Here is a 25,755-nt window from a genome sequence, read left to right as displayed (position 1 = left end):
GCCGATGGTAGTGTGGGGTTTCCCCATGTGAGAGTAGGTCATCGTCAAGATTAAATTCCGAAACCCCTATCTGCGCATGCAGGTAGGGGTTTTGTCTTTGTCCGCGAGAAAGACTCGTGCACAAATTGGCACAGTTATTTTTGATTCATGGCACTAGAATAGGCCCAACTTTTTCGGAGTCAGAGCGTCATATGCCAGATCCGGTTGACACCTCAAAGCTGTCAGAATTACCGCTAAGCGATTTGGTGGCATGCCATGAGTGCGACTTGCTGTTGCGCAAGCCCGAGCTCGCCCATGGCGAGAAAGCCCTGTGCCCGCGATGTGGTTACGAACTCTATGCCCATCGATACAACGTCGTGCAGCGTAGTCTCGCCCTGGTGATTGCGGCACTGCTGTTGTATATCCCGGCGAACTTTTTACCCATCATGCAACTCAACCTGCTCGGGCAATCATCGCAAGACACGGTCTGGAGCGGGGTTGTCGCGCTGTTCGATACAGGCATGCAAAGCGTTTCAGTCATTGTGTTCCTGTGCAGCATGGCGATTCCGCTGCTCAAGCTGCTCTGCCAACTGATGGTGTTGCTGAGCATCCGTTTTGACGTCGGGCGTAGCTACGGCTTGCTGCTCTACCGGATTTACCACCATTTGCGGGACTGGGGGATGCTCGAGGTTTACCTCATGGGCGTACTGGTGGCGATCGTCAAGCTGGCAGATATGGCAGCAATGACCATCGGCCTGGGCCTGGCATGCTTCATTGGATTGTTGTTGGTTCAGGTCTGGCTGGAGGTTGTGATGTCTCCTCACCAGATCTGGCAGGCTTTATCAGGAGAGGATGCCCATGCGGGCGATTGATGCAGGCATTCTGATTTGCGCGGAATGCCATGAATTGAACAAGCAGGAAGCTGATACCGACGAACAGGTCTGCACTCGCTGCGGCGCGCTGGTGCATGCCCGCCGCCCGAACAGTTTGACGCGGACCTGGGCGTTGCTGATCACCGCCGCCATTCTTTACATACCGGCCAATCTGCTGCCGATCATGACCGTGAGCTCCCTGGGCAAGGGTGATCCGAGCACCATCATGTCCGGAGTGATCGAACTGGTTCGGCACGGCATGATTCCCATCGCCGCGGTGGTGTTTATCGCCAGCATCATGGTGCCCACGTTCAAGCTGGTGGGTATCGCACTGTTGCTGTTTTCCGTGCAGCGCCACCAGCCACTCTCGGCCCGCCAGCGAATATGGATGTACCGCTTTATCGAGTTCATCGGCCGCTGGTCGATGCTCGATATCTTTGTGATCGCCATCCTGGTGGCGCTCGTGAATTTTGGACGGCTTGCCAGCATCGAAGCCAATCTTGGCGCTATCGCGTTCGCCAGCGTAGTGATTCTGACGATGCTTGCCGCAGTAACTTTCGATCCCCGACTGATTTGGGATAACACGGAGTCGGACGACGACCATGACTGATTTGCCCGTAGCGAAAACCCGACCGGCCTCGAACTGGTCTGCCATCTGGATTCTGCCCCTGATCGCCTTGATCATCGGCGGCTGGCTTGGCTGGCGTGCCTACAACGAAACCGGTATCGAGATTCAGGTACGTTTCGAAAGCGGTGAAGGTATCCAGGCCAACAAGACCGAAGTCGTTTATAAGGGCATGTCGGTCGGCAAGGTGAAAACCCTCAAGCTTGATGACGAAGGCAGCTCCAAAGGTGTGATCGCGACCGTCGAAATGAACAAGGACGTGGAGCCCTACCTGCGCACCAGCACGCGCTTCTGGCTGGTCAAGCCGAGCGTAACGCTGGCCGGTATCACCGGCCTGGAGACGCTTGTTTCGGGTAACTATGTCGCAGTCAGTCCGGGTGAGGGCGAGCCTACCCGCAAGTTCAAGGCCCTGGCCGAGGAGCCGCCGCTGTCCGACGCCCAGCCAGGCCTGCACCTGACGATCAAGGCCGATCGCCTGGGTTCGCTGAACCGTGGCAGCCCGGTGTTCTACAAGCAGATCAAGGTCGGGCAGATCAAAAGCTACGTGCTATCAGAAGACCAGAGTACGGTTGAACTCAAGGTCTTCATCGAGCCGACCTACGCCAAGCTGGTGCGCAAACACACGCGCTTCTGGAACGCCAGCGGCATCAGCATCGACGCCAACCTGTCCGGGGTGAAAGTACGCAGTGAGTCCCTGGCCAGTATTGTGGCTGGCGGTATTGCGTTTGCCACGCCTGAAAACCGCAAGGACAGCCCGCCGACCGATCCGAGCCTGCCGTTCCGTCTGTATGAGGACTTCGACGCGGCCGCTGCCGGTATCAAGGTCAAGGTCAAGCTGACTGACTTCGAAGGCTTGCAGGCTGGCCGTACGCCGGTGATGTACAAAGGCATCCAGGTCGGCACCCTCAAGGCGCTCAAGGTCGATCCCGATTTGTCCGGCGCCAGCGCCGAGTTGACGCTGGACCCACTGGCCGAGGATTACCTGGTCGATGGCACCCAGTTCTGGGTGGTCAAGCCGTCGATCTCCCTGGCGGGCATCACCGGCCTTGAAGCACTGGTCAAGGGTAACTACATCGCCGTGCGTCCGGGGGACAAAGGCGCCGCGCCGCAACGCGAGTTTGTCGCACGGCCCAAGGCGCCGCCGCTGGATTTGCGTGCCCCGGGTCTGCACCTGGTGTTGTTCACCGATAACCTCGGCTCGCTGGAAGTGGGTAGCCCGGTACTCTACAAGCAGGTCAAGGTGGGCTCGGTCCAGAGTTATCAGTTTTCGCGCAAGAAGAAACAGCTGGTAATTGGCGTCCATATCGAGAAGGAATACGAAGACCTGGTCAACGCCTCCACTCGATTCTGGAATGCCAGTGGCATCACGTTGACCGGGGGGCTGACCGGCGGGATCCAGGTCAAGAGCGAATCGCTGCAAAGCCTGATGGCGGGCGGCATCGCCTTTGAAACACCGGAGGCCAAGGCGCCCTTGCAGAAGCGCATCCCGCGTTTCCGCCTGTTCGCCAGCCATGAGCTAGCCAACCAGAAAGGCACGGTGATCACCCTCAAGGTCGACCGTGCCGATGGCCTGCATACCGGCACACCGATCCGCTTCAAGGGGCTGGATGTCGGCAAGATCGAAGACGTCGATCTGAGTGACGACCTGCAGTCGGTGCTGCTGACGGCGCGGATCGATGAAGTGCCGGAGCGCATCGCGCGCGTCGGCAGTCAGTTCTGGGTGGTCAAGCCCGAGCTGGGGTTGATCAAGACGTCCAACCTGGAAACATTGGTCACTGGGCAGTACATCGAGGTGCAACCGGCTGCGAAGAACCTGGGGCCGCAGAAAAACTTCGTGGCGCTGGCCAGTCCACCGGAAACCGCCAGGCAGGAAGCCGGCTTGAGCCTGGTGTTGAGCGCTCCTCGCCGTGGTTCGCTGAAACCCGGGGTACCGGTGACTTATCGCGAAATCACCGTGGGCAAGGTCACGGGTTACGAGCTGGGGCAGACGGCTGATCGAGTGTTGATCCGCATCCTGATCGAGCCGAAGTACGCGCCATTGGTACGCAGCGGCACACGCTTCTGGAACACCAGCGGTTTTGATTTCGATGTTGGCCTGTTCAGAGGGGCAACGGTGCGCACCGAGTCGCTGGAGACGATGATCCAGGGCGGTGTTGCCTTCGCTACGCCAGACGGCGAGCGCATGGGCAACCCGGCGCGGCCGGAGCAGACGTTTGCGCTGTTCGACAAGTTCGAAGAGGAATGGCTGACCTGGGCGCCGAAGATTCCGCTCGGCAAGTAGTTTATTGGCGGTTGTAATGCCGCCTTCGCGGGCAAGCCCGCTCCCACATTAGTCCGTGGCGTATACAAAATTTGTGAACGACGCTGACCACTGTGGGAGCGGGCTTGCTCGCGAAGAGGCCCTGAAGAGCACTGCAAGAACCACAAAAAAGGCCGCGATCCATTGGATAGCGGCCTTTTCGCATCTAGCGGTTCAACTCAAACCGCATCCAGCTCCGGCTCATCCGCTTCGACATTCACTGACGCCTTCACCGGTTCGTGGCGACGGATGTACTTCCAGTCCTCCTCATCGATGTAGATGCCCGCCGGGCCGCTGCCGCCTTCCAGGTCGATGGCGACACTGGCGCAAACCTGCGGCTTCACACTCGCCAGGATCGGCACGAAGCCCAGTTGCAGGCTGGTTTCCAGCAAGGCCGCCTGGTTCTTCTCGTCGATGTCCGCGGCCTCGTCGAGGTAGTACGGCAAGCGCACACGCCCGGCCAGGTCGCGGTCCATCAAGTGCAGCAACAAATACATGTTGGTCAGCGCCTTGATGGTCATGGTGGTGCCGTTGGACGCGGCGCCGTCGATGTCGGTGTGGATCACCGGCGATCCGTTGACCTTGGTGATCTCGAACGCCAGCTCGAACAAGTCCTTGAGGCCGAGCTGGTTGTGGTTTGCCGCCACCAGCCGCGCCAGGTATTCCTTGGCCTCTTCGTTCTTGTTGTCCTGCTCGGCGCTCTGGCTGAGGTCGAAGACCGACAGCGTCTCGCCTTCTTCATACTGGCCGGCGCTGTGGATGATCTGGTCGATGTGCTTGAGTGCTTCCTTGTTCGGCGCCAGCACGATGCGGAAGCTTTGCAGGTTGGACACCTGGCGCTTGTTGATCTCGCGGTTGAACAGCGCCAGTTGGTGCTCGAGGCTGTCGTAGTCGCTGCGGATGTTGCGCAGGGTCCGGGCGATGTCGGTCACGGCCGCTCGACGGGCCTTGCCCAGGGTCAGGGCTTCGTCAGTGCGGTGTGCGTACGCGTTGATCAACAGTGACAGGCGACGTTCCATATCGTCTTCGCTGTCGAACTTGGCCACGCCCTTGAGGCGCACCTGGGCGTACAGCGCCTCGATCTGCCCGTCGGCGCGCAGCAGGCCCTGCCAGCTGTCCTGATAGTCGTTGAGCAGTGGCAGCAGGTTATCCATGGAGTCGTCGACCGGGTCCATGAACGGCGTGCCGAACGGCAGGTCCGCCGGCAACAACTGACGGCGGCGCAGGGCGTCGTCGAGGGTGCGCTGCTTGGCTTCCATGTCGCCGATCTGGCGGCCGACCAGTTGCAGCTTGGCCGACAGTTGCTGGACACGCTCGGTGAAGGCATCGCTGGAACGCTTCAATTCGTCCTGGGCGGCTTCCATCTGCGCCAGCTGTTCGAGCTTGTCGCCTTCCTCGGCGCTCAGGGTTTGCGCGCGACGGAAATCTTCCAGGGCTTTCTGTGCATCCAGCACTTGCTGGTACAGCGCTTCGGTCTGGGTCTTGCTCGCGGCGCGGTCGGCGGCCACGGCTTGCTGGGTTTTCAGTTGCTTGAGTTCTTTTTCCAGGCGCTCTTTCTGGTCGCGCAACGCCGCGCGGTCGGCCAGGGCTTGCAGAGCCGGTGGCTCGATGTGCGAGATGTCGATGGACAGGCCCGGCACTTCGAAGCGCTCGCCCTTGAAACCATCGAGGATCAGTTCCACGGATTTCACCCAGTCGCCATTCTCGTCCAGGCTGATGCCGTGTTCACCCAGTGGCAGGCTGAACAGTGCGCTGTTGAACAGGCGCATCAGGCGCTCGACGTCCTGCTGCGAGAATTCCTCGCGCAGGCGGGCGTAGCTGTTGTTGTCGGCGTGGTCGAGTTGCTGCTTGACCGACTTCAGGCGTTTTTCCAGGTCGCGCAGGCGTTCTTCCAGGTCCTCGGCGCTGAACTGACGCGATTGCGCCAGGGCACCTGCCAGCTCGTCGTGAGCATCTTTCGCTGCGAGCAATTGTTGCTCGAGCACCTTGACGTCATCGATCAGCGCGAAGCGATGCTTGAGCACCGACAGCTCGCCGAGCCAGCGCTGGATGCCGGTGATTTCCCGCTCCAGGCGCATCAGCTCCTGGGTGCCGCCACGTTGATCGTTCTGCAGGGCGTCCTGCTCGTGGCGATAGTGCTCGGCCTGGAGGGTCAGCTCTTCCTTGCGGGCACTGGCGTAGTCCGACCAGGTGCCGAGCAGGGAGTCGAGCAGCGGCGAGATCCGGTGCAGCTTGCCGCGCAGGATGTCGCGCTGCTTCACGCCGTTGGCCAGGGCTTCGACCAATGGGCCGGCGGCCACCAGCGAGTGGTAGTCCTGTTCCATGCGTCGTACATCACGGAAGGCTTCTTCGCACGCAGCGATGTAGTCGACGCTACCGGAGCGCAAGCTGTGCTCGAAGGCATCGAGGAACAGTTGCTTGAGCTTGGCCGCGGTGATTTCGCGCATGTGCAGCAGGTTGATGAACAGGGCGCGGAAGGTCTTCAGGCTCTGTTCGCTGGTGGAGCGCAGCGGGATCAGGGTCAGGTCCAGCGGAATCGAGGTGTGGCCACCGACCAGCAGGCGCCGCAGTTCATCGGGCTTGAGTTCGTAGGCTTTCAGGCCTTCGCGCTCCAGGTTGCTGAACAGCTCTTTCTGGCGCAGGCAGGTGTCGTTTTTCTGATAGTGCGCCAGGTCCAGCTGACCGGCATAGGCGAAGAACTGGTGACCGAAGCCGCCACCCGGGCCACGTCCGACCACGCCGATCACGTGAGGACCGTGGGGCAGGTTCACTTCCACCAGGATGTAGCTGGTGTCGGAGGCGAAGTAGAAACGCCGGGATTGTTCCAGGCTGTACTTGCCGAAGCTCATGTCCGACATGCGCGCCAGGATCGGGAACTGCAACGCATTGATCGAAGCGGATTTACCGAGGTTGTTCGCGCCGTAGACCGACAGTGGCTCTTCCAGCGGGAACAGGCCGAGGCTGTAGCCGGCGGTGTTCAAAAGGGCAAAGCGGCGGATGCCGTAGCGTTCCTTGCTCATGCGTCGAGCTCCTGTTCTTCGGCAATGGCGCGGGCCAGGGCGTCTTCTTCGCTTTCATCGGAAAATTCGGCGAGGTCGAGCGGGTCGTCGGTCTGCAGCAGTTTTTCGTCACTGTCTTCGTCGATCAGCACGGGTACCGGCAGTGGCAATACGCTGTGCAGGCTGGCCGCCAGGTCACGGTCCTGCTGCACCGACAGGCACACATCGAGGAAGCGGTGCATCGGCGGCAGGAAGCGGTACACGCCGTTTTCTTCGCCGGCGAAGCCAAGCTGGGTCATGCGCCGCATAATCTTTTCTTCCAGCTCATCCTGGGTCTGCACTTCAGCCTGGATGAACAGGTCGCGGTATTTTTCCAGCAGCGAGGGCAGTTCATCGCGACCGAGGCTGCCACCGTCGAGTACGGCGATCGGGTCGCGGCCCTGGTCGGCCAGGTGCTCGACGAGGATGAAAGTGAACAGCGCCAGGCGCTGGGCGGTCTTGTTCACCGTCGCCGCAGCCCCGTCCGGCACGAAGTAGTAGAAACCACGGGTGTCGCAGACCAGTTCAAAGCCCAGGGCCTTGAACAGCGTGCGGTACTGGTCCTGGAAGTTCGACAGCTGCGCATACAGCTCAGGATCGCGGCGGCTGACGTGGTAACCCTTGAACAGCTCGCGAAAGATCGGTGCCAGCTGGGACAGTTCGGAAAGATCAAGATGCATTGGGGGTGCTCGCAGAATTCTCGATGGCGTCGTCGCCGACCGAGAGCAGGGCGAAGGAGCGCAGGCTGACCTGGTGCTCGTGTGTGTGGTACTCGCGACGTTCCAGGCGTTCGCGCTTGAAGCGTTTTTCCCGGGACAGGCGCGAGAACCAGTACAGCAATTCGTCGGTGGCGCCGTCCGGTTCCTGCTCCAGCAGCCAGGTCATCAGGTCCGGCATCGGCAGGGCGTCTTCGCAGCGTTCGAGCATTTCGCGAACCGTGCGTGGCGCACGCGGGGCTTCGCCTTTCTGGGTCTTGTGGGCCTTGGGGAAGCGCGCCGGTTTCGGTTCGAATCGGGCCAGGGCGTACACGTAGGCCTCGACCTGGCTGGCGCTGCCGAGGAAGGTGCTTTGCGGCCGGGTGAACAACGGCATGGCTGCCTGCGGCACGGCATCGATGCCTTTGCGACGAATGGCCGCCAGGGCCAGTGCTGCGCCGCGGGTGACGGCGTTGTGGCGCCGTGCCTCTTCCCGCAGCGGTAGCAACAGTTCGCGGGCGTAACGCAGGGTCAGCTGGGCACTGGTCTGCATTTCGAGGATGCGCGCGTGGGTGCGCAGCAGCATGTCGTCGTCGACCAGATGGCCGAGGCGTTGCTGCTCGGAGAGCATCTTCAGCAGCACGGTTTCGACCTTGCGCACGCCTTGTTCGAAGGCGCCGTCGGCGTTCACCAGATCGATCATCGGCTCGACGTATTCGTCCCAGGTCGCCAACACCTCGGCGTAACGCTGGCGCAGCGGAATCTGTCGGTCGCTGGTTTTCGCCCTTTCGGCGACGGCCACCAGTGCCTGTTCGTCGTTATCGAGTTTTTTCAGTACATCGCGAACCCGCATGTCGAGCAGGCGTAGCTGGCGGGCCAGGTCGTTGCCGTCGCGGATGTCGAAGGCGTCCTGGATGTAGCCGGCCAGACGCTCGAGATGGCGCAGATAGGCTTCGATTTCCAGGCATAGGCCCAAACGGTGTTCACGGCGCAGGTAGGCGAGAAAGTCGTGGATTTGCGCGTTGAGCTCGAAACGGTTCGGGCTTTTCGCCACGGGAACCAGGATATCGAGGCGAATCCACACGTCCAGCAGGCTGGTGATGTCCTGCGGAGAACTGTCGAGTTGCTGGGCGGCCAGTTGCATGCGCAATTCGTTGAGGCTCAGGGTGCCTTGGTCGAAATGCTCACACAGTGGCTCCAGAAGTGCCCAGTGTTCAGCGAGGGCGCGCAAGACGCGCTTGGGTTCGATCATCGGAATGGCCGGCTGGTTGGCGATTAAAAGCCGCGATTGTACTGCATCGAAGGCGTATCGATTCACTCTCGGGACGGGCTGTCGCTTTTTCTATATGAGAAGTCTATCGATCAACAGCGGGCGATCTTGTGCGAAGGGCGGTAGAATCGGCGCACTTTTAGTTATCCACAAGTGGCCGACCTTTGCTTATCGAGTCCCGTCGTCGCGCTTATTTGAACGCCATGCAGGTGGTCAACTGGCTGCCGCGCACCGAATTGCCCTTTGCCGCCCCGTCGCGGCCCGAGCTGCTGGAACCGGTCGAGCCGCTGGTCGCTGCGCCCGTAGCACCTTTACCTGTGGTCGAAGCGCCCGCTGCGCCTGCGGTAAAACCGGCCGAACGAGTGAAGATCGAGGTGCCGCGGCCATCGTTGGCGAGCACGCGCACCGGCGCCAAACCTGAGGTCGAGGAAGCCCCGGTTGTCGCCAGGGTCGCGCCCGTGCCGCCACCGCGCTTCGCCCTGCAACTGCTGCGAGCCGGCCGCTGCCTGCTGCTGGTGGAGTTACCCACAGGCGAAGCGTTCCAGGCCCGCGATCCCGCTTATCTGCTGCTCAAGGACATGCTGCGCGCCGCCGGTCTACCGGACAGCCCGCAGATCGTCGGCGAGCCGGTACGCTGGCCGCTGCTGGTGCGCGGGACGATGGACCAGGGCCCGGAGGCGGCCCGTGATTTTGTCCAGGGTTTCCTCTCGGTGCGCATGGAAGAAGCGCCATGCGCCTGCCTCTGGCTGATCGGCCTGCCCGCGGTGCGGTTTGCCGGTGAGGCGGACGCCGATGCTTTCAACCGCGAACTGCAGATCGAAGGTCTGGGCTCGGCCTGGGCAGTACCGGGCCTGGAATTGTTAATGGAAGAGCCACAGCGCAAGGCCGCCGTGTGGCAAGCCATGCGTCGGCTGATGGCGCGCTGGAATGAATCGAATGAGTGACGCTGTATCGTTCCGCCCGATGACCGAGGCGGACCTGGAAACTGTTCTGAAGATCGAGTACGCGGCCTACAGCCATCCCTGGACCCGCGGGATTTTTCTCGATGGCCTGGGCAAGTACCAGATCTGGCTGATGTTCGAAGGCCAGCAGCAGGTGGGCCATGGGGTGGTGCAGATCATTCTGGACGAGGCGCATCTGCTCAACATCACCGTCAAGCCGGAAAACCAGGGCCGCGGCCTGGGTTTGACGTTGCTGGAGCACTTGATGGCGATCGCCTACAAGGCTGATGCCCGGGAATGCTTCCTGGAAGTGCGCGACAGCAATACCGCGGCATTCAAGTTGTATGAGCGCTATGGCTTCAATGAGATTGGGCGGCGACGGGATTACTACCCGGCGGTCGGCGGGCGTGAAGATGCGGTGGTGATGGCCTGCACCCTCGTCGATTGATCACCGTAGATGCCCTTGTAGGAGCTGCCGCAGGCTGCGTTCTTTTGATCTTGATTTTTTAAGAGCAAAAGATCGCAGCCTTCGGCAGCTCCTACAGGTTAATCCGCAGATCAGCGTTTTCTGTCCAGCGGATCGCGCTGCGCCATCTCCGCCTCATCCAACCCATTGCCCCCACCAATGTCGTCTTCATCGACAATGCTCAAGTCCCAATCGGCCTGGTCACCGTCACCCGCTTCCTGGGCATCCCGGGCACCGTCTTCACGAATAAGCGTTTCCGGGCTCATGTCGTCATCGGTGGGTTCATGGTCATCGGTCGATGCGCCCGTCATGCCGGCTTCACGCACGCGCTCCTCGGGCATCAGGTTTTCGCGTTCCTTTTGCGGCAATTCATCGCCGATTTTTGCGCTGGGTTCGTCCGCGTCAAAATCCAGCTCATGTACCGAGCCCATGCGGTCTTCGTTATCATCGATGGGTTCCGGTTGCACCGCATCGTACGGACGTCGTGAATCAGTCATGGCAATTCCTCATACTGTTAGCCTTACTAGGGTGGACCCACTGGGTTGCAGAGAATTCAACCGGCATGGAGTGCCATGGGCAGGTATCAGCGTGGCAACTGCATAACGCGCGTGACCCCGACGGGCGGTTGTCTGTCAAACCTGCGCACCATTACCGAGGCTTCATTGCATGAACGAATTACAAGATCTGATCGATAACAACGAGCGCTGGGCCGACGCGATCACCAAAGAAGATCCTGACTTCTTCGCCAAGCTGGCTCGTCAACAAACCCCGGAGTACCTGTGGATCGGCTGTTCCGATGCGCGGGTGCCGGCCAACGAGATCGTCGGCATGCTGCCGGGCGACCTGTTCGTGCACCGCAACGTGGCCAACGTGGTGTTGCACACGGACCTCAATTGCCTGTCGGTGATCCAGTACGCGGTGGACGTGCTCAAGGTCAAACACATCCTCGTGACCGGTCACTATGGTTGTGGCGGCGTGCGCGCCTCGATGCAGGATCGCCAGTTCGGCCTGATCGACGGCTGGCTGCGGTCGATTCGCGATCTCTACTACGAGAAGCGCGAAGAGCTGGCCAAACTGGCCACCGAAGAGGAGCAGGTCGACCGCCTCTGCGAACTCAACGTGATCCAGCAGGTGGCCAACGTCGCCCATACCAGCATTGTGCAAAACGCCTGGCACCGCGGGCAGAGCCTGTCGATCCATGGTTGCATCTATGGCATCAAGGACGGTCGCTGGAAAAGCCTGAACACCACCATCAGCGGTTTCGAGCAGTTGCCGCCGCAGTACCGACTGCGTCCGGTCGAGACCCAGTAAAGCCCTTCAGCACAGCGTGCGCCGACGCCGGTGTTGCAAAACACCTGGCCGTCGGCGACTGCCGTTCATCGGGTTACAGCGCCGGAGCCGGGATCGCCGGGGCTGGCGCTGGTGCCTTGAGCAGTTTGAGCTGGGCCTTGATCGAGGCGGTGGCACATTTGCCCGCGGCCTGTGCGGTCGTCAGCTTGCGGATCGAGGTGTAGAAAAGCGCACAGGTCTTGTCGGCCTGGGCCACTTGCCAGGTCTGGGTGCAGCTTTTTAGCTCCACATCAGGATTGCTGTCCGGTTCACGGCCCATGGCGGCCTGCCAGCACGCGACACTCAAATCCTGGGCCATGACCTTCAGGCCCGCAGTATCGGCCTGGCCCTGGGCATCCTTGCCGGTGTAGCTGGCCGGATCGGCGGCGTACCAGATGTAGCTCGGATGGTTGGCGCCCAAGACCGGTACCTTGACCCCGTCGACCGGGCTGATCGTCACCAGGCTCAACACGTTCATGGTTGGCCCGTATTGCTGCTTGACCCAGTTACGCACCGGTACACCGAAGGCCACCATGGGCAATGCCATGCCGCTGGCGTGCTGGGTGACCTGCTTGACCATGGTGGTCTGGTAGTCCTTGAAGTAGTCGTAGACGCCTGCCAGGTCCTTGCCGGCGTTCGACGGCGCAGCAATCGGGGCGATATCGATGATCGTCTGGTAGCCCGGTGTCTGCTCGGCCGGAATGCCATTGACGGTCAGCAGCGTGGCCCAGCGGTCCGAGGTGGCCGATTTCAGGTAATCCTGGGCCTGGGTCAGCGAATAATCGGGCGGGAAGTGCAACAGTTCGACGCTTCTGCGGTTCTCCAGCGCCATGCCCAGCGGCAGGAAAAAATACCAGCTGTAGCCCCACTTGCCGTCGGCGTTCAGTTTGCTGGCGCCGTTGTAGGCCAGGTCGCCGGCGTCCAGCAGTGCTGCCAAGGGCTTTTCATAGCCATTGGGGACACCGGTTATTTCGGCATGCAGCTGACCGTTATCGGTTTTCACCAGCACCTTCGCTTCGCCATAGCCATCGCGCTGCACGCTTTGAGTCAGGTAATGCTCGACGGTCTGCTCCAGCGTCCAGTTGCGATAGCAGATCACGTTGCAGTTGTTGGGGTAGGCGAAGAGGCGGGTAACGCGTTCGGTACTGCCCAGTTTCAGGGCGACATCGGCGTGGGCAGCGGTACTCAGGGTGAGGGCAGCGAGGGTGAGTCCGGCGAGTTTAAGCATGCTCAGATCCTTTTCAGCGGGGTCGCGATACCAAGATCGCACGTCATACTGGATCAACACAATGATGCAGAAAAACAGGCCTCCCGCATTTTTTTTTCAAGCCTGCGATCCAGCCCGCGATCAGTGTTTGCGGGCTGGCGAGAGGTCAGGCAATCACAATAGCCGCAGCGCCAATTGGCTGCCGGCGCGCAAGTATTCAACCTGTGCGGTCACCGCATCCTTGACGATGGCCTCACCGGTATCGCTCAGCCTGGCTTTCTTGGCATCGATGACGGCGCTCTGCAGTAACTGCATGGCGACATCCATCGCTTTCTGAAAGGCCGTCACATTGTTCTCCCTGGTCCGACCCGCTGATACGGGAGAACCAGGAAAAACTAGCCGTGCCCTTACGGCATCACTGGTGGCGTATACGCCAGCGTCGTCCCCAGTGCCCACAGCAACAGCAGCACCAACGGCGTGTGCACCAGCAACTGAACGAACGAGAATCCGATCAAGTCCCGCGCCTTCAACCCCAGCACGCCCAGCAGTGGCAGCATGTAGAACGGGTTGATCAGGTTGGGCAGGGCCTCGGCGGCGTTGTAGATCTGCACGGCCCAGCCCAGGTGGTAGTTCAGGTCGTTGGCCACTTGCATCACATACGGCGCTTCGATGATCCACTTGCCGCCGCCGGACGGAATGAAGAACCCCAGGATCGCCGAGTACACGCCCATCAGCAGGGCATAGGTGTCGTGGGAGGCAATGCTGACGAAGAAAGTCGAGATGTGGTGGGCCAGGGTCTGCGCATCGGCGCCCTTGACCGTGGTCATCAGCGCGGCGATCGAACCGTACAGCGGGAACTGGATCAGCACGCCGGTGGTGGTTGGCACTGCGCGGGACACCGCGTCGAGGAAGCTGCGCGGGCGCCAGTGCAGGAGGGCACCGAGCATGATGAACAGGAAGTTGTAGGTGTTCAGGCCGGAGATCGCACTGATCGCAGGTTTGGTGGAAAACTCATGGAACAGCCATCCAGCCGCCAGCAGCACCAGCAGGATGGTCAGCAGCGGGCTGTGTTCCAGCCATTCGCCGGGACGGGTGCGCGGTTGCAGCGGTGGCAGGTTGAAGCTCGGGTCGACGCCACAGGCCTCGGCGTCTCGCGCCGTGTTCGGGCCGGGGGCGGTGGCGTAGGCGATGATCAGCGAGATGACGATCAAGGCCAGCAACATGACCCCCGATTGCCAGAGGAAGATCGTTTGGGTGAAAGGAATCACCCCGGTGATCGACAGGATCGACGGCGGCAGGCTGGCCGGGTTGGCCTGCAACTGCGCAGCCGACGACGACAGGCCCAGGGCCCACACCGCGCCCAACCCCAGGTACGCCGCCGCACCCGCGGCGCGGTAGTCCATCTTCAGGTCCGTACGGCGCGCCAGCGCACGCACCAGCAGACCGCCGAACACCAGCGACAGACCCCAGTTGAGCAGCGACGCGACCATGGAGATCAGCGCCACCCAGGCCACGGCGGAGCGACCGTTTTTCGGCAACTTCGCCAGGCGGTCGATCAGCTTTACCGCCGGTGGCGAACTGGCGACCACATAACCGCCAATCACCACGAACGCCATTTGCATGGTGAACGGGATCAGGCTCCAGAAGCCGTCACCAAAGGCCATGGCCGCGTCAGTCGGCTTGGCGCCCATTGCCATGGTGGCCACAGCGACGATGATCACCGCCAGGGCGGCAAACACCCAGGAGTCGGGGAACCAGCGTTCGGCAAAACTTGAACAGCGCAGGGCAAAGCGGGCGGAGCGGGTATCTTCGATATCAGCGGCCACGGGACTACCTCGAATTTTTATGTTTGTTGTGGTCTTCGGGGCCGCAGGGGCCCCACTGGACAGACGCCAACATTAATTCAAGCGCATGCTTTTTGCGGCGCTGTTTTTGCGCCTATGGGACTTTGGTCTAACGGGTTGTCCGCCGGCGCGTTTGCGTAGACCATGGGCGCCTTGGTTTTTGCCTGTGCCAGAGTTCTTTACATGACTGCCAATACCGATCCACGTCCGCTGCCGTTCAGCCGCTCGGACTACAAGACCCTGGGGCTCGCGGCCCTCGGCGGCGCGCTGGAAATCTACGACTTCATCATCTTCGTATTTTTCGCCCTGACCTTGAGCCAGTTGTTTTTCCCGCCGGAAATGCCCGAGTGGCTGCGCCTGCTGCAAAGCTTCGGCATCTTCGTCACCGGGTACCTGGCGCGGCCCCTGGGCGGAATCCTGATGGCGCATTTCGCCGACAGCCTGGGGCGCAAGAAGGTGTTCAGCCTGAGCATCCTGATGATGGCGCTGCCGTGCCTGCTGATCGGGATCATGCCGACCTATGCGCAGATCGGCTATTTCGCGCCGCTGCTGCTGCTGGCCCTGCGCGTGCTCCAGGGCGCGGCGGTGGGGGGCGAAGTGCCGAGCGCCTGGGTATTCGTGGCCGAACACGCGCCGGCCGGCCATCGCGGCTACGCCCTGGGCTTCCTGCAGGCGGGGCTGACCTTCGGTTACTTGCTCGGCGCCCTGACGGCGACGTTCCTGGCGCAGGCCTTCACCCCGGCTGAAATCCTCGACTACGCGTGGCGTTACCCATTCCTGCTGGGCGGGGTGTTTGGCGTGATTGGCGTCTGGCTGCGGCGCTGGCTCAGCGAAACCCCGGTGTTCATGGCCATGCAGGCACGGCGTGAGGCGGCTGTCGAGTTGCCGCTGCGGGCGGTCCTGCGCGAACATCGCCTGGCCCTGCTGCCGGCGATGATCCTCACCTGCGTGCTGACCTCCGCGGTAGTGGTGTTCGTGGTCATTACCCCGACCATGATGCAGAAAACCTTCGGCATGACCGCCAGCCACACCTTCGCCCTGAGCGCACTGGGCATCGTTTTCCTGAACATCGGCTGCGTGCTCGCCGGTTTGCTGGTCGATCGCATCGGCGCCTGGCGCACCGTGATGCTCTATAGCCTGCTGCTGCCCCTGGGCATCGGCGTGCTCTATAGCTGCCTGATCAGCGGTGGCAACTGGGTCGGCCTGGCTTACGCGGTGGCCGGCCTGAGTTGCGGGGTGGTGGGCGCGGTGCCGTCGGTGATGGTCAGCCTGTTCCCGGCGCGGATTCGCGTCTCGGGTATTTCCTTCACCTACAACATTGCCTACGCCGCCTGGGCGAGCATCACGCCTTTGCTATTGATCGGCCTGATGCCGTGGAGCCCCTGGATCTGCGTGATCTTCTGCGCAGTGATGGGCGCGGTGGGCGTGCTCAGCGCGGCGTATTTCGGCACACGGATGCAGAGCATCGCCGGGTGTCCGGCCGCCGGTGCGGCGTGAGGGGCAAGGGTGACTGGCGCGCTTTTCCTTATATTTGCAGGACAATTTTCAAGCGCTCTTCACTGTAGGAGCGAGCTTGCTCGCGATGGAGGCTAAGGATTACGCGTGCTTCCTGAATGAACGCAGCGCTTTCAAAACCTTCGCGAGCAAGCTCGCTCCTGCAGACCATCGGAGAGCCGCTGGACGCCAAGACCTTGCAGCCGTAACGTGACGGCTATCCGGGTTGCAAGCACATCCACCATGGGGCCAGACAATGAGTAAACTGCGTGTGGGCGTTATTTTTGGCGGGCGGTCGGCTGAGCACGAGGTGTCGTTGCAGTCGGCGAAAAACATTGTCGATGCACTGGACCGTTCGCGCTTCGAGCCGGTGCTGATCGGCATCGACAAGCAAGGCCACTGGCACCTCAACGATCCCTCGAATTTCCTGCTGAACCAGGAAAACCCGGCCCTGATCGCGCTCAATCAATCCAATCGCGAATTGGCCGTGGTGCCGGGCAAGGCCCGTCAGCAACTGGTGGAAACGGCGGGGCCCGAATTGCTGGGCCATGTCGACGTGATCTTCCCGATCGTCCACGGCACCCTGGGCGAAGACGGTTGCCTGCAGGGCTTGCTGCGCATGGCCGATTTGCCGTTTGTCGGTTCCGATGTGCTGGGGTCGGCGGTCTGCATGGACAAGGACATCAGCAAGCGCCTGTTGCGTGATGCTGGCCTTGCCGTCACGCCGTTCGTCACCCTGACCCGCGCCAGCGCCGCGCGCACGGGTTTCGCCGAGGTCAGCGGCAAGCTCGGCCTGCCGCTGTTCGTCAAGCCGGCCAACCAGGGATCTTCCGTTGGTGTAAGCAAGGTGACTGACGAAGCCGAATATGCGGCGGCGGTCGAGCTGGCATTGAGCTTCGATGAAAAAGTGCTGATCGAGTCGGCGGTCAAGGGGCGCGAGATCGAATGCGCGGTCCTTGGCAACGAGGAGGCCATCGCCAGCGGCTGTGGCGAGATCGTGGTGCACAGCGGGTTTTACTCCTACGACAGCAAGTACATCGACGAAAAGGCCGCGCAGGTGGTGGTTCCGGCCCAGATCAGCGTCGAAGCCAGCGAGCGCATCCGCGCCATGGCCGTCGAGGCGTTCCAGGTGCTGGGCTGCTCCGGTCTGGCGCGGGTCGATGTCTTCCTGACCGAGAGCGGCGAAGTGCTGATCAACGAAATCAATTCGCTGCCGGGGTTCACCCGCATCAGCATGTACCCGAAATTGTGGCAGGCAGCCGGCATGACCTACAGTGAACTGGTCACGCGCTTGATCGACCTGGCACTGGCGAAACACCAGGCCCGGCAGGCGTTGAAAATCAGTCGTTGAGGGGGCGCGGGCCTGCCAACGCCCAGGCAGACCCGTTCACGCCGTTAGCGACTCAATCCCCCAATGCTTCCCCCTCACGCCGAGGATCGGCCCCGCCGGCCAGCGAAGCCTTACCCTGCGCATCCTTGACCCGGACAATTGCCTGGGTGCCGCTGGTCATGTCTATTTCATTGACGGCGTGGCCCTTGTCCTTGAGTCCCTGGATCAACTTCGCGCTGAACTGCCCGTTCTCCAGTTCGGTCGGGCCATTTCGGCTGCCGAAGTTGGGCAGGTTGATTGCCGCTTGCGGATCGAGCTGCCAGTCGAGCAGGCCGATGGTGGTCTTGGCCACGTACTCGATGATCTGCGAACCACCGGGCGATCCAAGACTGGCGAGGAACTCACCGCTGTGGCGGTCGAAGATCAGCGTCGGGGCCATGGAGGAGCGCGGACGCTTGCCGGGCTCGACGCGGTTGGCGACTTTCTGTCCGTTCTCCTCGGGAATGAACGAGAAGTCGGTCATCTCGTTGTTGAGCAGGAAACCCTGGACCATCAGGTGCGAGCCGAAGGCGGATTCGATGGTGGTGGTCATGGACACCGCGCCGCCTGCGTCATCGACCGCCACCACTTGCGAGGTGGAGATGCGCAAGGGCGAGCGGTCTGGCGCGAAAGCGACCTGGATGCCCGGCGGAGTGCCCGGTTTGGCCGTGCCCATGCTGTGCTCGCCGATCAGTGCAGCCCGGCTGGCCAGATAGGCCGGGTCGATCAGGCCCTTGACGGGCACCGGCACGAAGTCCGAGTCGGCCACGTACTGCGCGCGATCGGCATAGGCCAGGCGCTCGGCTTCGCTGATCAGGTGCACGGCCTCGGCGGGCGGTTCAAAGCCGGCGGTGGTGTTGGTTTTCACCGGTTGCATGGGCGCCAGGGCCCAGCGCTTGTCGCGCGTTTCCAGGGCCTGCAGGGTGCCGAGGATCTGCGCCATGGCAATCCCGCCCGACGACGGCGGCGGCATGCCACAGACCTGCCAGCGTTTGTAGTCGGTACACAGGGGCGCGCGCTCCTTGGCGCTGTAGTTGGCCAGGTCGCTCAGCGACAGGCTGCCAGGGTTGGCGTGCCCCTGGACCTTGGCCACGATCTCTTGCGCAACGGGCCCTTTGTAGAAGGCATCTGGCCCTTCCTTGGCGATGCGTTGCAACACGGCGGCCAAGGGTGGATTTTTCAACAGCGTGCCGGCGGCTTTCGGGCTGCCATCGGCATTGAGGAAATACGCTGACATCTCCGCAGAGCGCCTCAGGGATGAATCCGCGGCGATCAGCCGGTGCAGGCGGGGCGATATGACAAAGCCTTGCTCCGCGAGCGTGATGGCGGGTTCGAACAGCTGCGCCCATGGCAGGCGACCGTGTTTTTGATGGGCAAGCTCCAAGGCTCGCAACACCCCCGGGGTGCCCACCGAGCGCCCTCCGATCACCGCCTGGGTGAACGTCATCGGTTGGCCATCGGCCTGCAGGAACAGTTTTTCGCTGGCGCCGGCCGGTGCGGTTTCGCGCCCGTCGTAAGTGCGCACGGATTGGCCGTCCCAGAGCACGATCAACGCGCCGCCGCCTATCCCTGAGGACTGCGGCTCGACCAGTGTCAGTACCGCTTGCATCGCAATGGCGGCATCGATGGCCGAGCCGCCCCGACGCAGCATCTCCCGCCCGGCTTCGGCCGCCAAGGGGTTGGCCGCGGCCGCCATGTGCCTGGAGGCATGTCGAGTCTGCAGGTCGGTGCGATAACCGGACGCGCTTTCCGGTGCAGCCGGCAGCGTCGGGGCCGACGTGTTGTGGCAGGCGCCAAGGGTCAGCGCGGTAATGATCAGCGTGAGGGCTGACAGGCGAACGCGACTCGAGTGGGAGGCTGAGAACATGGGGCACTCCGTCCGTTGGATAAATGTATCGGCGACTGTATCGGCGACCTCGCAGTGGCGCAAACCAGAAGGCGCGGTTGCCCTTCATCAATCGACGGATTTTCGGTAGGGTCGTTGCCAGCGATCACGTCAGAAAAACCACAAGAGGCAGCCATGCAGAGCGAGTTTCCCACCCAGCCAAGCTACCGTTCCCAGCGCGAACAATTCCTGGCGGCGGCAACCGCGGCCGGCGCGACGCTGACTGAGTATCCCCATCCCCTCAAGGGGCCTTCAGGCGAGGCCCTGGGCACCGATGTGGCGGTACTCGGCGATCCTGGCGCCAAGCGCCTGCTGATCGCGCTGAGCGGCACGCACGGGGTCGAGGGGTTCTATGGCTCGGGGTGCCAGATCAAGTGGCTGCAGGAGCTCGGCAAGCGCACATTGCCGGCCGATGTCGCGGTGGTGATGGTTCATGCGATCAATCCCTGGGGCATGGCGTGGCTGCGCAGGGTCAACGAAGACAACATCGACCTGAACCGCAATCACCTGGATTTCGCGGCTGCGTTACCGGATAACCAGGCCTATGACGCCATACATGAGATTTACGCCTGCACCCAGTTGCGCGGGCCCGAGCGTGACCGCGCGGATGCCTTGCTCGACGAGCAGATCCGTCTGCATGGCTGGCCTGCGGTCATGTCGATAGTCGAGGGTGGCCAGCATGCGCATGCGGATGGCCTGTTCTATGGCGGGGTAGCCCCCAGCTGGTCGAACCGCACCTTGCAGCAGATCCTGCAAAAGCACGTGGCCCATGCGGACGTCGCCCTGTGTTTCGACTTGCACACCGGTGCCGGGGAGTATGGTCATCCGATGTTGCTGACGATCACCCAGGCGCCGTATCCGGCATTGGCCGATGCGCAGGCGATTTATGGTCCATGGCTCTACACCCTGCACACCGGTGCCGACACCCTCAGCGAAACCGGTGTGGCGGCGACGGCCACCGGCTACACCTCGCAAGCCTTGATCGATGCACTACCGCAGGTGCGGTTGATGCCCTTCGTCATCGAGTGCGGGACCTATCCGGGGCCGGAGGTTCATCGGCATCTGCGCGATGACCATTGGTTGCATCTGCACGGTGATGTCCACGGTGGGGTAGGGCGCGAGATCAAGTTGAACCTGCTTGAACAGTTCTATCCCGCCGACAGCGATTGGCAGGCCATGGTCTGGTTGCGGACCTGGCAGATCTGGGAGCGGGGATTGACCGTCTTGCCGACGCTTCGGGCCTGAGGCCTGTAGGAGCGAGCTTGCTCGCGATGGTCGTCAACGATGACGCGTGCTGACTGATTAAGCGCGGTGCCCTTGAGACCATCGCGAGCAAGCTCGCTCCCACAATAAGGGTGCAGCCATTTTCGCGAGGCAAAAAAAAACGGCCTACCTTTCGGTAAACCGTTTTTAGCACTTGGTGGCTACACAGGGACTTGAACCCCGGACCCCAGCATTATGAATGCTATGCTCTAACCAACTGAGCTATGTAGCCAAGATGGCGCGCATTATTCACCGGTAATGGAGATGCGTCAAGCGTAAATTTAAAATATTTCTCTACACTTTCAACCGCTTATCTTCCCGAGCCGAAAAACCGGAGCGGAGGAGGGCATCGATTAAGCCGAAATCTGCGAAATTGCGAGGTCGTTAGCAAGCTAAGGGGATGGCGCTGCCGCAGCGAAAAATGGCACATTGATGCACCTGCCCGTGCGCATCCCTCTGTTTTTCGGAAATTTCATGGCTATCAGCAACGTTCAGTCCGCCACTGCGGCGGCGCCCGCGTCTTCACAAAGCAGTCCGTTGGTCATGCGCATCATTGGCGCAGTGGCGCTGGCGCACCTGATCAACGACCTGATTCAATCGGTGCTGCCGTCGATCTACCCGATGCTCAAGGCCAACTATGGCCTGACGTTCACCCAGGTCGGCCTGATCACCCTGACGTTTCAACTGACCGCATCACTGCTGCAACCTTGGGTCGGCTACCACACGGACCGCCATCCCAAGCCATGGCTGTTGCCGGCTGGCACGGTCTGCACCTTGATCGGCATAGTCATGATGTCGGTGGTCGGCAGCTTCCCGCTGATCCTGCTGGCGGCGGGCTTGATCGGCATTGGCTCCTCGACCTTCCACCCGGAAGCTTCTCGCGTGGCACGACTGGCCTCGGGAGGGCGATTCGGCCTGGCGCAATCGACCTTCCAGGTCGGCGGCAACGCGGGCTCGGCGTTCGGTCCGTTGCTGGCGGCGGCGATCATCATTCCTTACGGGCAAGGGCATGTGGCCTGGTTCGGCCTGTTCGCGGTGTTTGCGCTGTTCGTGCTTTACCGGATCAGTCGCTGGTACGCCAACCACTTGAACCTGTTCAAGCTCAAGCAGGGCCAGGCAGCGACTCACGGCCTGTCCAAGGGGCGGGTGACCAGCGCGCTGGTGGTGCTCGGGTTGCTGGTGTTCTCCAAGTATTTCTACATGTCCAGCCTCACCAGTTACTTCACGTTCTACCTGATCGAGAAGTTCGACCTGTCGGTGGCCAGTTCGCAACTGCACCTGTTCCTGTTTCTCGGCGCGGTGGCCGCGGGGACCTTCTTTGGCGGGCCCATCGGCGACAAGATCGGGCGCAAGGCGGTGATCTGGTTCTCGATCCTTGGCGTTGCCCCCTTCACCTTGCTGCTGCCCCATGTGGACCTGTTCTGGACCACCGTCCTCAGCGTGGTCATCGGCTTCATCCTCGCCTCGGCCTTCTCGGCCATCGTGGTGTATGCCCAGGAACTGGTGCCGGGCAATGTCGGGATGATTGCCGGGGTGTTCTTCGGCCTGATGTTCGGTTTCGGCGGGATTGGCGCGGCGCTGCTGGGGCACCTGGCGGACATCCACGGCATCGAATACGTGTACTACCTGTGTTCGTTCCTGCCGTTATTGGGCGTATTGGCGATTTTCCTGCCGCGTACCAAAAAGGCCTGATCACCCACCACATGGCCGGAAGCTCGAGCTTGCACGAGACTTCCGGCTGAAAAGCCGGATAATGGCGACCATTCGTTTGCTCGTTATTCTGGTACCCCGCATGGAAATCAAGGTCAATTTTCTCGACAACCTTCGACTTGAAGCCAAGTTCGATGACTTCACCGTGGTGGCCGATCAACCTATCCGCTACAAGGGCGATGGTTCGGCACCCGGTCCGTTCGACTACTTCCTGGCTTCGTCGGCGTTGTGTGCGGCGTACTTCGTGAAGTTGTACTGCGACACCCGCAACATTCCCACCGATAACATCCGCCTGTCGCAGAACAACATTGTCGACCCGGAAAACCGCTACAACCAGATCTTCAAGATCCAGGTCGAATTGCCGGCCGATATCTCCGACAAGGACCGCCAGGGCATCCTGCGTTCCATCGACCGTTGCACCGTGAAAAAAGTGGTGCAGGCCGGGCCGGAGTTCGTGATTGAAGAGGTGGAAAACCTCGATGCCGACGCCCAGGCATTGCTGATGCCGGCTTCCACTTCAGGTTCGGATGCGGGCACCTACATTGTCGGCAAGGACCTCCCGCTGGAGCAGACCATTGCCAACATGTCGGGCATTCTCGCCGGCCTGGGCATGAAGATCGAAATCGCCTCGTGGCGCAATATCGTACCCAATGTGTGGTCGCTGCATATCCGCGATGCGCACTCGCCGATGTGTTTCACCAATGGCAAGGGCGCCACCAAGGAAGGCGCGCTGGCGTCGGCCTTGGGCGAGTTCATCGAGCGGCTGAACTGCAACTTTTTCTATAATGATCAGTTCTGGGGAGAAGACATCGCCAACGCGGCGTTTGTGCATTACCCGAACGAGCGCTGGTTCCAGCCTGGCCCTAAAGACGAACTGCCGGCGGAGATTCTCGACGAGTACTGCCTGCGGATCTTCAACCGCGATGGCGAGTTGCGTGGCTCGCATCTGTTCGACACTAACTCGGGCAACGAAGAACGCGGCATCTGTTCGCTGCCGTACGTGCGCCAGTCGGACGGCGAGGTGGTGTATTTCCCTTCCAACCTGATCGAAAACCTGTACCTGAGCAACGGCATGAGCGCCGGCAATACGCTGGCCGAAGCGCAGGTACAGTGCCTGTCGGAAATCTTCGAGCGCGCGGTGAAGCGCGAAATCATCGAGGGCGAATTCGCCCTGCCGGATGTGCCCGCCGAAGTGCTGGCGAAGTACCCTGGGATTCTCGCGGGTATCCAGGCGCTGGAAGAGCAGGGGTTCCCTGTGCTGGTCAAGGATGCGTCCCTGGGTGGCGAATTCCCGGTGATGTGCGTCACCTTGATGAACCCGCGCACCGGCGGTGTATTCGCCTCGTTCGGCGCGCACCCGAGCCTGGAAGTGGCGCTGGAGCGCAGCCTGACGGAATTGTTGCAGGGCCGCAGCTTCGAAGGCCTCAATGACCTGCCACTGCCGACCTTTGAAGGCCATGCGGTGACCGAGCCGAACAACTTCGTCGAGCACTTCATCGATTCCAGCGGCGTGGTGTCGTGGCGCTTCTTCAGTGCCCAGTCGGACTACGAATTCGTCGAGTGGGACTTCTCCGGCCAGGGTGAAGACTCCAATGCCGAGGAAGCCGCAACCTTGTTCGGCATTCTCGAAGGCATGGGCAAGGAAGTGTACATGGCGGTGTATGAGCACATCGGTGCAACGGCCTGCCGAATCCTGGTGCCGGACTACTCGGAAATTTATCCGGTGGACGACCTGATCTGGGACAACACCAACAAGGCGCTGTTCTTCCGCGAGGACATCCTCAATCTGCACAGCCTGGACAAGGCCGGCCTGAAGTCGCTGGTCAAGCGTCTGGAAGACAGCGAGCTGGACGACTACACCGACATCACCACCTTGATCGGCATCGAGTTCGACGACAACACCGCCTGGGGTCAGTTGACGATCCTGGAGTTGAAGTTGCTGATCTATCTCGCCTTGCAGAAGTTCGAAGAGGCGAAAGAGGCGGTGGAAATGTTCCTGCAGTACAACGACAACACGGTCGAGCGCGGCTTGTTCTACCAGGCCGTGAACGTGGTGCTGGAAATGGAGCTGGACGAGGACCTGGAGTTGGTCGATTACGAGGCCAACTTCCGCCGTATGTTCGGCAACGAGCGCATGGACGCCGCGATCGGCTCCGTGAACGGCAGCGTGCGCTTCTTCGGCTTGACGCCGACCAGCATGAAGCTGGAGGGGCTCGACCGGCACCTGCGCCTGATCGACAGCTACAAGAAACTGCACTCGGCCCGCGCGAAAGTGGCGATCTGATCCACTTTCATAGCGCTCACAAAAAAAGCACCCGAGGGTGCTTTTTTTGTTGAAGGCTGCGAACGTCAGACGTTGAAGCGGAAGTGCATCACGTCGCCGTCCTTGACGATGTAATCCTTGCCTTCCAGGCGCCATTTACCGGCTTCCTTGGTACCGGCTTCGCCCTTGTACTGGATGAAGTCGTTGTAGGCGATCACTTCGGCGCGGATGAAGCCTTTTTCGAAGTCGGTGTGGATCACGCCAGCGGCTTGTGGTGCGGTGGCACCAACGCGTACGGTCCAGGCGCGGACTTCTTCGACACCGGCGGTGAAGTAGGTCTGCAGGTGCAGCATTTCGTAGCCGGCGCGGATCACGCGGTTCAGGCCAGGCTCTTCGAGGCCCAGGGCTTCGAGGAACATGTCTTTCTCTTCGCCGTCGTCGAGCTCGGCGATTTCCGCTTCGATCTTGTTGCAGACCGGAACAACCATGGCGCCTTCTTCTTCGGCGATGGCCCTGACCACGTCCAGGTGCGGGTTGTTCTCGAAACCGTCTTCAGCGACGTTGGCGATGTACATCACAGGCTTGGTGGTCAGCAGGTGGAAGCCCTTGATCACCGCTTTTTCGTCGGTGCTCATGTTCTTCATCAGGCTGCGCGCCGGCTTGCCTTCGGTGAAGTGAGCGATCAGTTGCTCCAGCAGGCCTTTCTGGACCACGGCGTCCTTGTCACCGCCCTTGGCGTTACGCGCGACTTTCTGCAATTGTTTCTCGCAGCTGTCGAGGTCGGCGAAGATCAGTTCCAGGTCGATGATTTCGATGTCGCGTTTCGGGTCGACGCTGTTGGAGACGTGAATCACGTTCTCGTCTTCGAAGCAGCGGACCACGTGGGCGATGGCATCGGTTTCACGGATATTGGCCAAAAACTTGTTGCCCAGGCCTTCACCTTTCGACGCGCCGGCCACCAGGCCTGCGATGTCGACGAATTCCATGGTGGTCGGCAGGATGCGCTTTGGATTGACGATTTCCGCCAGGGCTTGCAGGCGTGGATCCGGCATCGGCACGATACCGCTGTTCGGTTCGATGGTGCAGAAGGGGAAGTTCTCGGCCGCGATACCGGATTTGGTCAGGGCGTTGAACAGGGTGGACTTGCCGACGTTAGGCAGGCCGACGATGCCGCAATTGAATCCCATGGTGTTTCCCCTCGGATAA

General features: G+C 61.3%; 19 protein-coding genes, 1 tRNA gene and 1 pseudogene. 11 read left to right on the top strand and 10 right to left on the bottom strand.

The features are described from left to right. Positions 1-191 precede the first annotated feature (191 nt). Genes SOP85_RS12500 through SOP85_RS12490 form a run of 3 tightly spaced genes read left to right on the top strand, consistent with a single transcriptional unit; the run spans position 192 to position 3,757 of the window. Positions 192-851, top strand: a complete 660-nt coding sequence (locus tag SOP85_RS12500) for a paraquat-inducible protein A (protein ID WP_323627087.1) — start codon at positions 192-194, stop codon at positions 849-851. Beyond that, on the top strand, positions 838-1,461 hold the full coding sequence (locus tag SOP85_RS12495) for a paraquat-inducible protein A (RefSeq protein WP_323627086.1): 624 nt from the start codon (positions 838-840) through the stop codon (positions 1,459-1,461). The genes SOP85_RS12500 and SOP85_RS12495 overlap by 14 nt, the downstream gene beginning before the upstream one ends. Continuing rightward, positions 1,454-3,757, top strand: a complete 2,304-nt coding sequence (locus tag SOP85_RS12490; protein WP_274074143.1) for a PqiB family protein — start codon at positions 1,454-1,456, stop codon at positions 3,755-3,757. The genes SOP85_RS12495 and SOP85_RS12490 overlap by 8 nt, the downstream gene beginning before the upstream one ends. A gap of 197 nt (positions 3,758-3,954) precedes the next feature. On the opposite strand, the gene mksF is transcribed toward SOP85_RS12490, so the two are convergent. The 3 genes from mksF to mksB are packed head-to-tail and all read right to left on the bottom strand — an operon-like array spanning position 3,955 to position 8,760. Next, positions 3,955-6,795 (bottom strand): Mks condensin complex protein MksF, encoded by a 2,841-nt coding sequence (gene mksF, locus SOP85_RS12485; protein ID WP_274074144.1) that lies wholly within the window; start codon positions 6,793-6,795, stop codon positions 3,955-3,957. After that, on the bottom strand, positions 6,792-7,493 hold the full coding sequence (gene mksE, locus SOP85_RS12480; protein ID WP_274074145.1) for an Mks condensin complex protein MksE: 702 nt from the start codon (positions 7,491-7,493) through the stop codon (positions 6,792-6,794). Before mksE ends, mksF begins: the two co-directional genes overlap by 4 nt. Then, a complete protein-coding gene (gene mksB, locus SOP85_RS12475) occupies positions 7,483-8,760 on the bottom strand; it encodes an Mks condensin complex protein MksB (RefSeq protein ID WP_323627085.1) in 1,278 nt (425 codons plus the stop codon). The genes mksE and mksB overlap by 11 nt, the downstream gene beginning before the upstream one ends. 221 nt (positions 8,761-8,981) lie before the next feature. Between mksB and SOP85_RS12470 the strand changes: the two genes are divergently transcribed. Further along, a complete protein-coding gene (locus tag SOP85_RS12470) occupies positions 8,982-9,722 on the top strand; it encodes an energy transducer TonB (RefSeq protein WP_323627091.1) in 741 nt (246 codons plus the stop codon). Further along, entirely contained in the window at positions 9,715-10,167 is a 453-nt protein-coding gene (gene rimI / locus SOP85_RS12465; RefSeq protein WP_274074147.1) for a ribosomal protein S18-alanine N-acetyltransferase, read from the top strand. Before SOP85_RS12470 ends, rimI begins: the two co-directional genes overlap by 8 nt. A gap of 110 nt (positions 10,168-10,277) precedes the next feature. On the opposite strand, the gene SOP85_RS12460 is transcribed toward rimI, so the two are convergent. Continuing rightward, the gene (locus SOP85_RS12460) at positions 10,278-10,682 is read right to left on the bottom strand and encodes a serine kinase/phosphatase (RefSeq protein WP_323627083.1); all 405 of its coding nucleotides are present in this window, start codon (positions 10,680-10,682) and stop codon (positions 10,278-10,280) included. A gap of 169 nt (positions 10,683-10,851) precedes the next feature. On the opposite strand from SOP85_RS12460, the gene can reads away from it, so the two are divergent. Further along, entirely contained in the window at positions 10,852-11,496 is a 645-nt protein-coding gene (gene can / locus SOP85_RS12455) for a carbonate dehydratase (RefSeq protein ID WP_274074149.1), read from the top strand. Positions 11,497-11,569: 73 nt separating this feature from the next. On the opposite strand, the gene SOP85_RS12450 is transcribed toward can, so the two are convergent. The 3 genes and pseudogenes from SOP85_RS12450 to SOP85_RS12440 all read right to left on the bottom strand — a co-directional run bounded on the left by SOP85_RS12450 (position 11,570) and on the right by SOP85_RS12440 (position 14,547). Then, positions 11,570-12,742: a hypothetical protein gene (locus SOP85_RS12450; protein ID WP_274074150.1), complete on the bottom strand. Its 1,173-nt coding sequence runs from the start codon at positions 12,740-12,742 to the stop codon at positions 11,570-11,572. Between the two features lie 153 nt (positions 12,743-12,895). Further along, positions 12,896-13,075 (bottom strand): annotated as a pseudogene (locus tag SOP85_RS12445) (hypothetical protein); the annotation flags it as partial. Positions 13,076-13,128: 53 nt separating this feature from the next. Further along, entirely contained in the window at positions 13,129-14,547 is a 1,419-nt protein-coding gene (locus tag SOP85_RS12440; protein WP_056853286.1) for a short-chain fatty acid transporter, read from the bottom strand. A 201-nt stretch (positions 14,548-14,748) separates the two neighbouring features. Between SOP85_RS12440 and SOP85_RS12435 the strand changes: the two genes are divergently transcribed. Continuing rightward, a complete protein-coding gene (locus tag SOP85_RS12435) occupies positions 14,749-16,062 on the top strand; it encodes an MFS transporter (protein WP_274074151.1) in 1,314 nt (437 codons plus the stop codon). Between the two features lie 253 nt (positions 16,063-16,315). Further along, positions 16,316-17,410, top strand: a complete 1,095-nt coding sequence (ddlA, locus tag SOP85_RS12430) for a D-alanine--D-alanine ligase (RefSeq protein WP_323627082.1) — start codon at positions 16,316-16,318, stop codon at positions 17,408-17,410. A 52-nt stretch (positions 17,411-17,462) separates the two neighbouring features. Here ddlA and ggt read toward each other — a convergent pair whose 3' ends face one another. Continuing rightward, on the bottom strand, positions 17,463-19,295 hold the full coding sequence (ggt, locus tag SOP85_RS12425) for a gamma-glutamyltransferase (protein WP_323627081.1): 1,833 nt from the start codon (positions 19,293-19,295) through the stop codon (positions 17,463-17,465). 153 nt (positions 19,296-19,448) lie between these two features. On the opposite strand from ggt, the gene SOP85_RS12420 reads away from it, so the two are divergent. Further along, positions 19,449-20,558, top strand: coding sequence for a DUF2817 domain-containing protein (locus SOP85_RS12420; protein WP_323627080.1), 1,110 nt, complete (start codon positions 19,449-19,451; stop codon positions 20,556-20,558). A 173-nt stretch (positions 20,559-20,731) separates the two neighbouring features. On the opposite strand, the gene SOP85_RS12415 is transcribed toward SOP85_RS12420, so the two are convergent. Continuing rightward, positions 20,732-20,808 (bottom strand) — tRNA-Met (locus SOP85_RS12415). Positions 20,809-21,050: 242 nt separating this feature from the next. Between SOP85_RS12415 and SOP85_RS12410 the strand changes: the two genes are divergently transcribed. Both SOP85_RS12410 and SOP85_RS12405 read left to right on the top strand, forming a co-directional pair. Next, the gene (locus tag SOP85_RS12410) at positions 21,051-22,268 is read left to right on the top strand and encodes an MFS transporter (RefSeq protein ID WP_274074155.1); all 1,218 of its coding nucleotides are present in this window, start codon (positions 21,051-21,053) and stop codon (positions 22,266-22,268) included. A gap of 100 nt (positions 22,269-22,368) precedes the next feature. Next, the gene (locus SOP85_RS12405) at positions 22,369-24,570 is read left to right on the top strand and encodes an OsmC domain/YcaO domain-containing protein (protein ID WP_323627089.1); all 2,202 of its coding nucleotides are present in this window, start codon (positions 22,369-22,371) and stop codon (positions 24,568-24,570) included. A gap of 65 nt (positions 24,571-24,635) precedes the next feature. Here SOP85_RS12405 and ychF read toward each other — a convergent pair whose 3' ends face one another. Further along, positions 24,636-25,736 (bottom strand): redox-regulated ATPase YchF, encoded by a 1,101-nt coding sequence (gene ychF, locus SOP85_RS12400; RefSeq protein ID WP_274074157.1) that lies wholly within the window; start codon positions 25,734-25,736, stop codon positions 24,636-24,638. Between the last annotated feature and the right edge of the window lie 19 nt (positions 25,737-25,755).

The organism is Pseudomonas sp. YuFO20, from assembly GCF_035064975.1.
GTDB classification, from domain to species: domain Bacteria; phylum Pseudomonadota; class Gammaproteobacteria; order Pseudomonadales; family Pseudomonadaceae; genus Aquipseudomonas; species Aquipseudomonas putida_AE.
This window is presented reverse-complemented; position numbering and strand designations above follow the sequence as displayed.

Coding starts and splice junctions, on each gene's coding strand:
- SOP85_RS12500 (WP_323627087.1), top strand. CDS start 192: ATGCCAGATCCGGTTGACACCTCAAAGCTGTCAGAATTACCGCTAAGC.
- SOP85_RS12495 (WP_323627086.1), top strand. CDS start 838: ATGCGGGCGATTGATGCAGGCATTCTGATTTGCGCGGAATGCCATGAA.
- SOP85_RS12490 (WP_274074143.1), top strand. CDS start 1,454: ATGACTGATTTGCCCGTAGCGAAAACCCGACCGGCCTCGAACTGGTCT.
- mksF (WP_274074144.1), bottom strand. CDS start 6,795: ATGAGCAAGGAACGCTACGGCATCCGCCGCTTTGCCCTTTTGAACACC.
- mksE (WP_274074145.1), bottom strand. CDS start 7,493: ATGCATCTTGATCTTTCCGAACTGTCCCAGCTGGCACCGATCTTTCGC.
- mksB (WP_323627085.1), bottom strand. CDS start 8,760: ATGATCGAACCCAAGCGCGTCTTGCGCGCCCTCGCTGAACACTGGGCA.
- SOP85_RS12470 (WP_323627091.1), top strand. CDS start 8,982: ATGCAGGTGGTCAACTGGCTGCCGCGCACCGAATTGCCCTTTGCCGCC.
- rimI (WP_274074147.1), top strand. CDS start 9,715: ATGAGTGACGCTGTATCGTTCCGCCCGATGACCGAGGCGGACCTGGAA.
- SOP85_RS12460 (WP_323627083.1), bottom strand. CDS start 10,682: ATGACTGATTCACGACGTCCGTACGATGCGGTGCAACCGGAACCCATC.
- can (WP_274074149.1), top strand. CDS start 10,852: ATGAACGAATTACAAGATCTGATCGATAACAACGAGCGCTGGGCCGAC.
- SOP85_RS12450 (WP_274074150.1), bottom strand. CDS start 12,742: ATGCTTAAACTCGCCGGACTCACCCTCGCTGCCCTCACCCTGAGTACC.
- SOP85_RS12435 (WP_274074151.1), top strand. CDS start 14,749: ATGACTGCCAATACCGATCCACGTCCGCTGCCGTTCAGCCGCTCGGAC.
- ddlA (WP_323627082.1), top strand. CDS start 16,316: ATGAGTAAACTGCGTGTGGGCGTTATTTTTGGCGGGCGGTCGGCTGAG.
- ggt (WP_323627081.1), bottom strand. CDS start 19,295: ATGTTCTCAGCCTCCCACTCGAGTCGCGTTCGCCTGTCAGCCCTCACG.
- SOP85_RS12420 (WP_323627080.1), top strand. CDS start 19,449: ATGCAGAGCGAGTTTCCCACCCAGCCAAGCTACCGTTCCCAGCGCGAA.
- SOP85_RS12410 (WP_274074155.1), top strand. CDS start 21,051: ATGGCTATCAGCAACGTTCAGTCCGCCACTGCGGCGGCGCCCGCGTCT.
- SOP85_RS12405 (WP_323627089.1), top strand. CDS start 22,369: ATGGAAATCAAGGTCAATTTTCTCGACAACCTTCGACTTGAAGCCAAG.
- ychF (WP_274074157.1), bottom strand. CDS start 25,736: ATGGGATTCAATTGCGGCATCGTCGGCCTGCCTAACGTCGGCAAGTCC.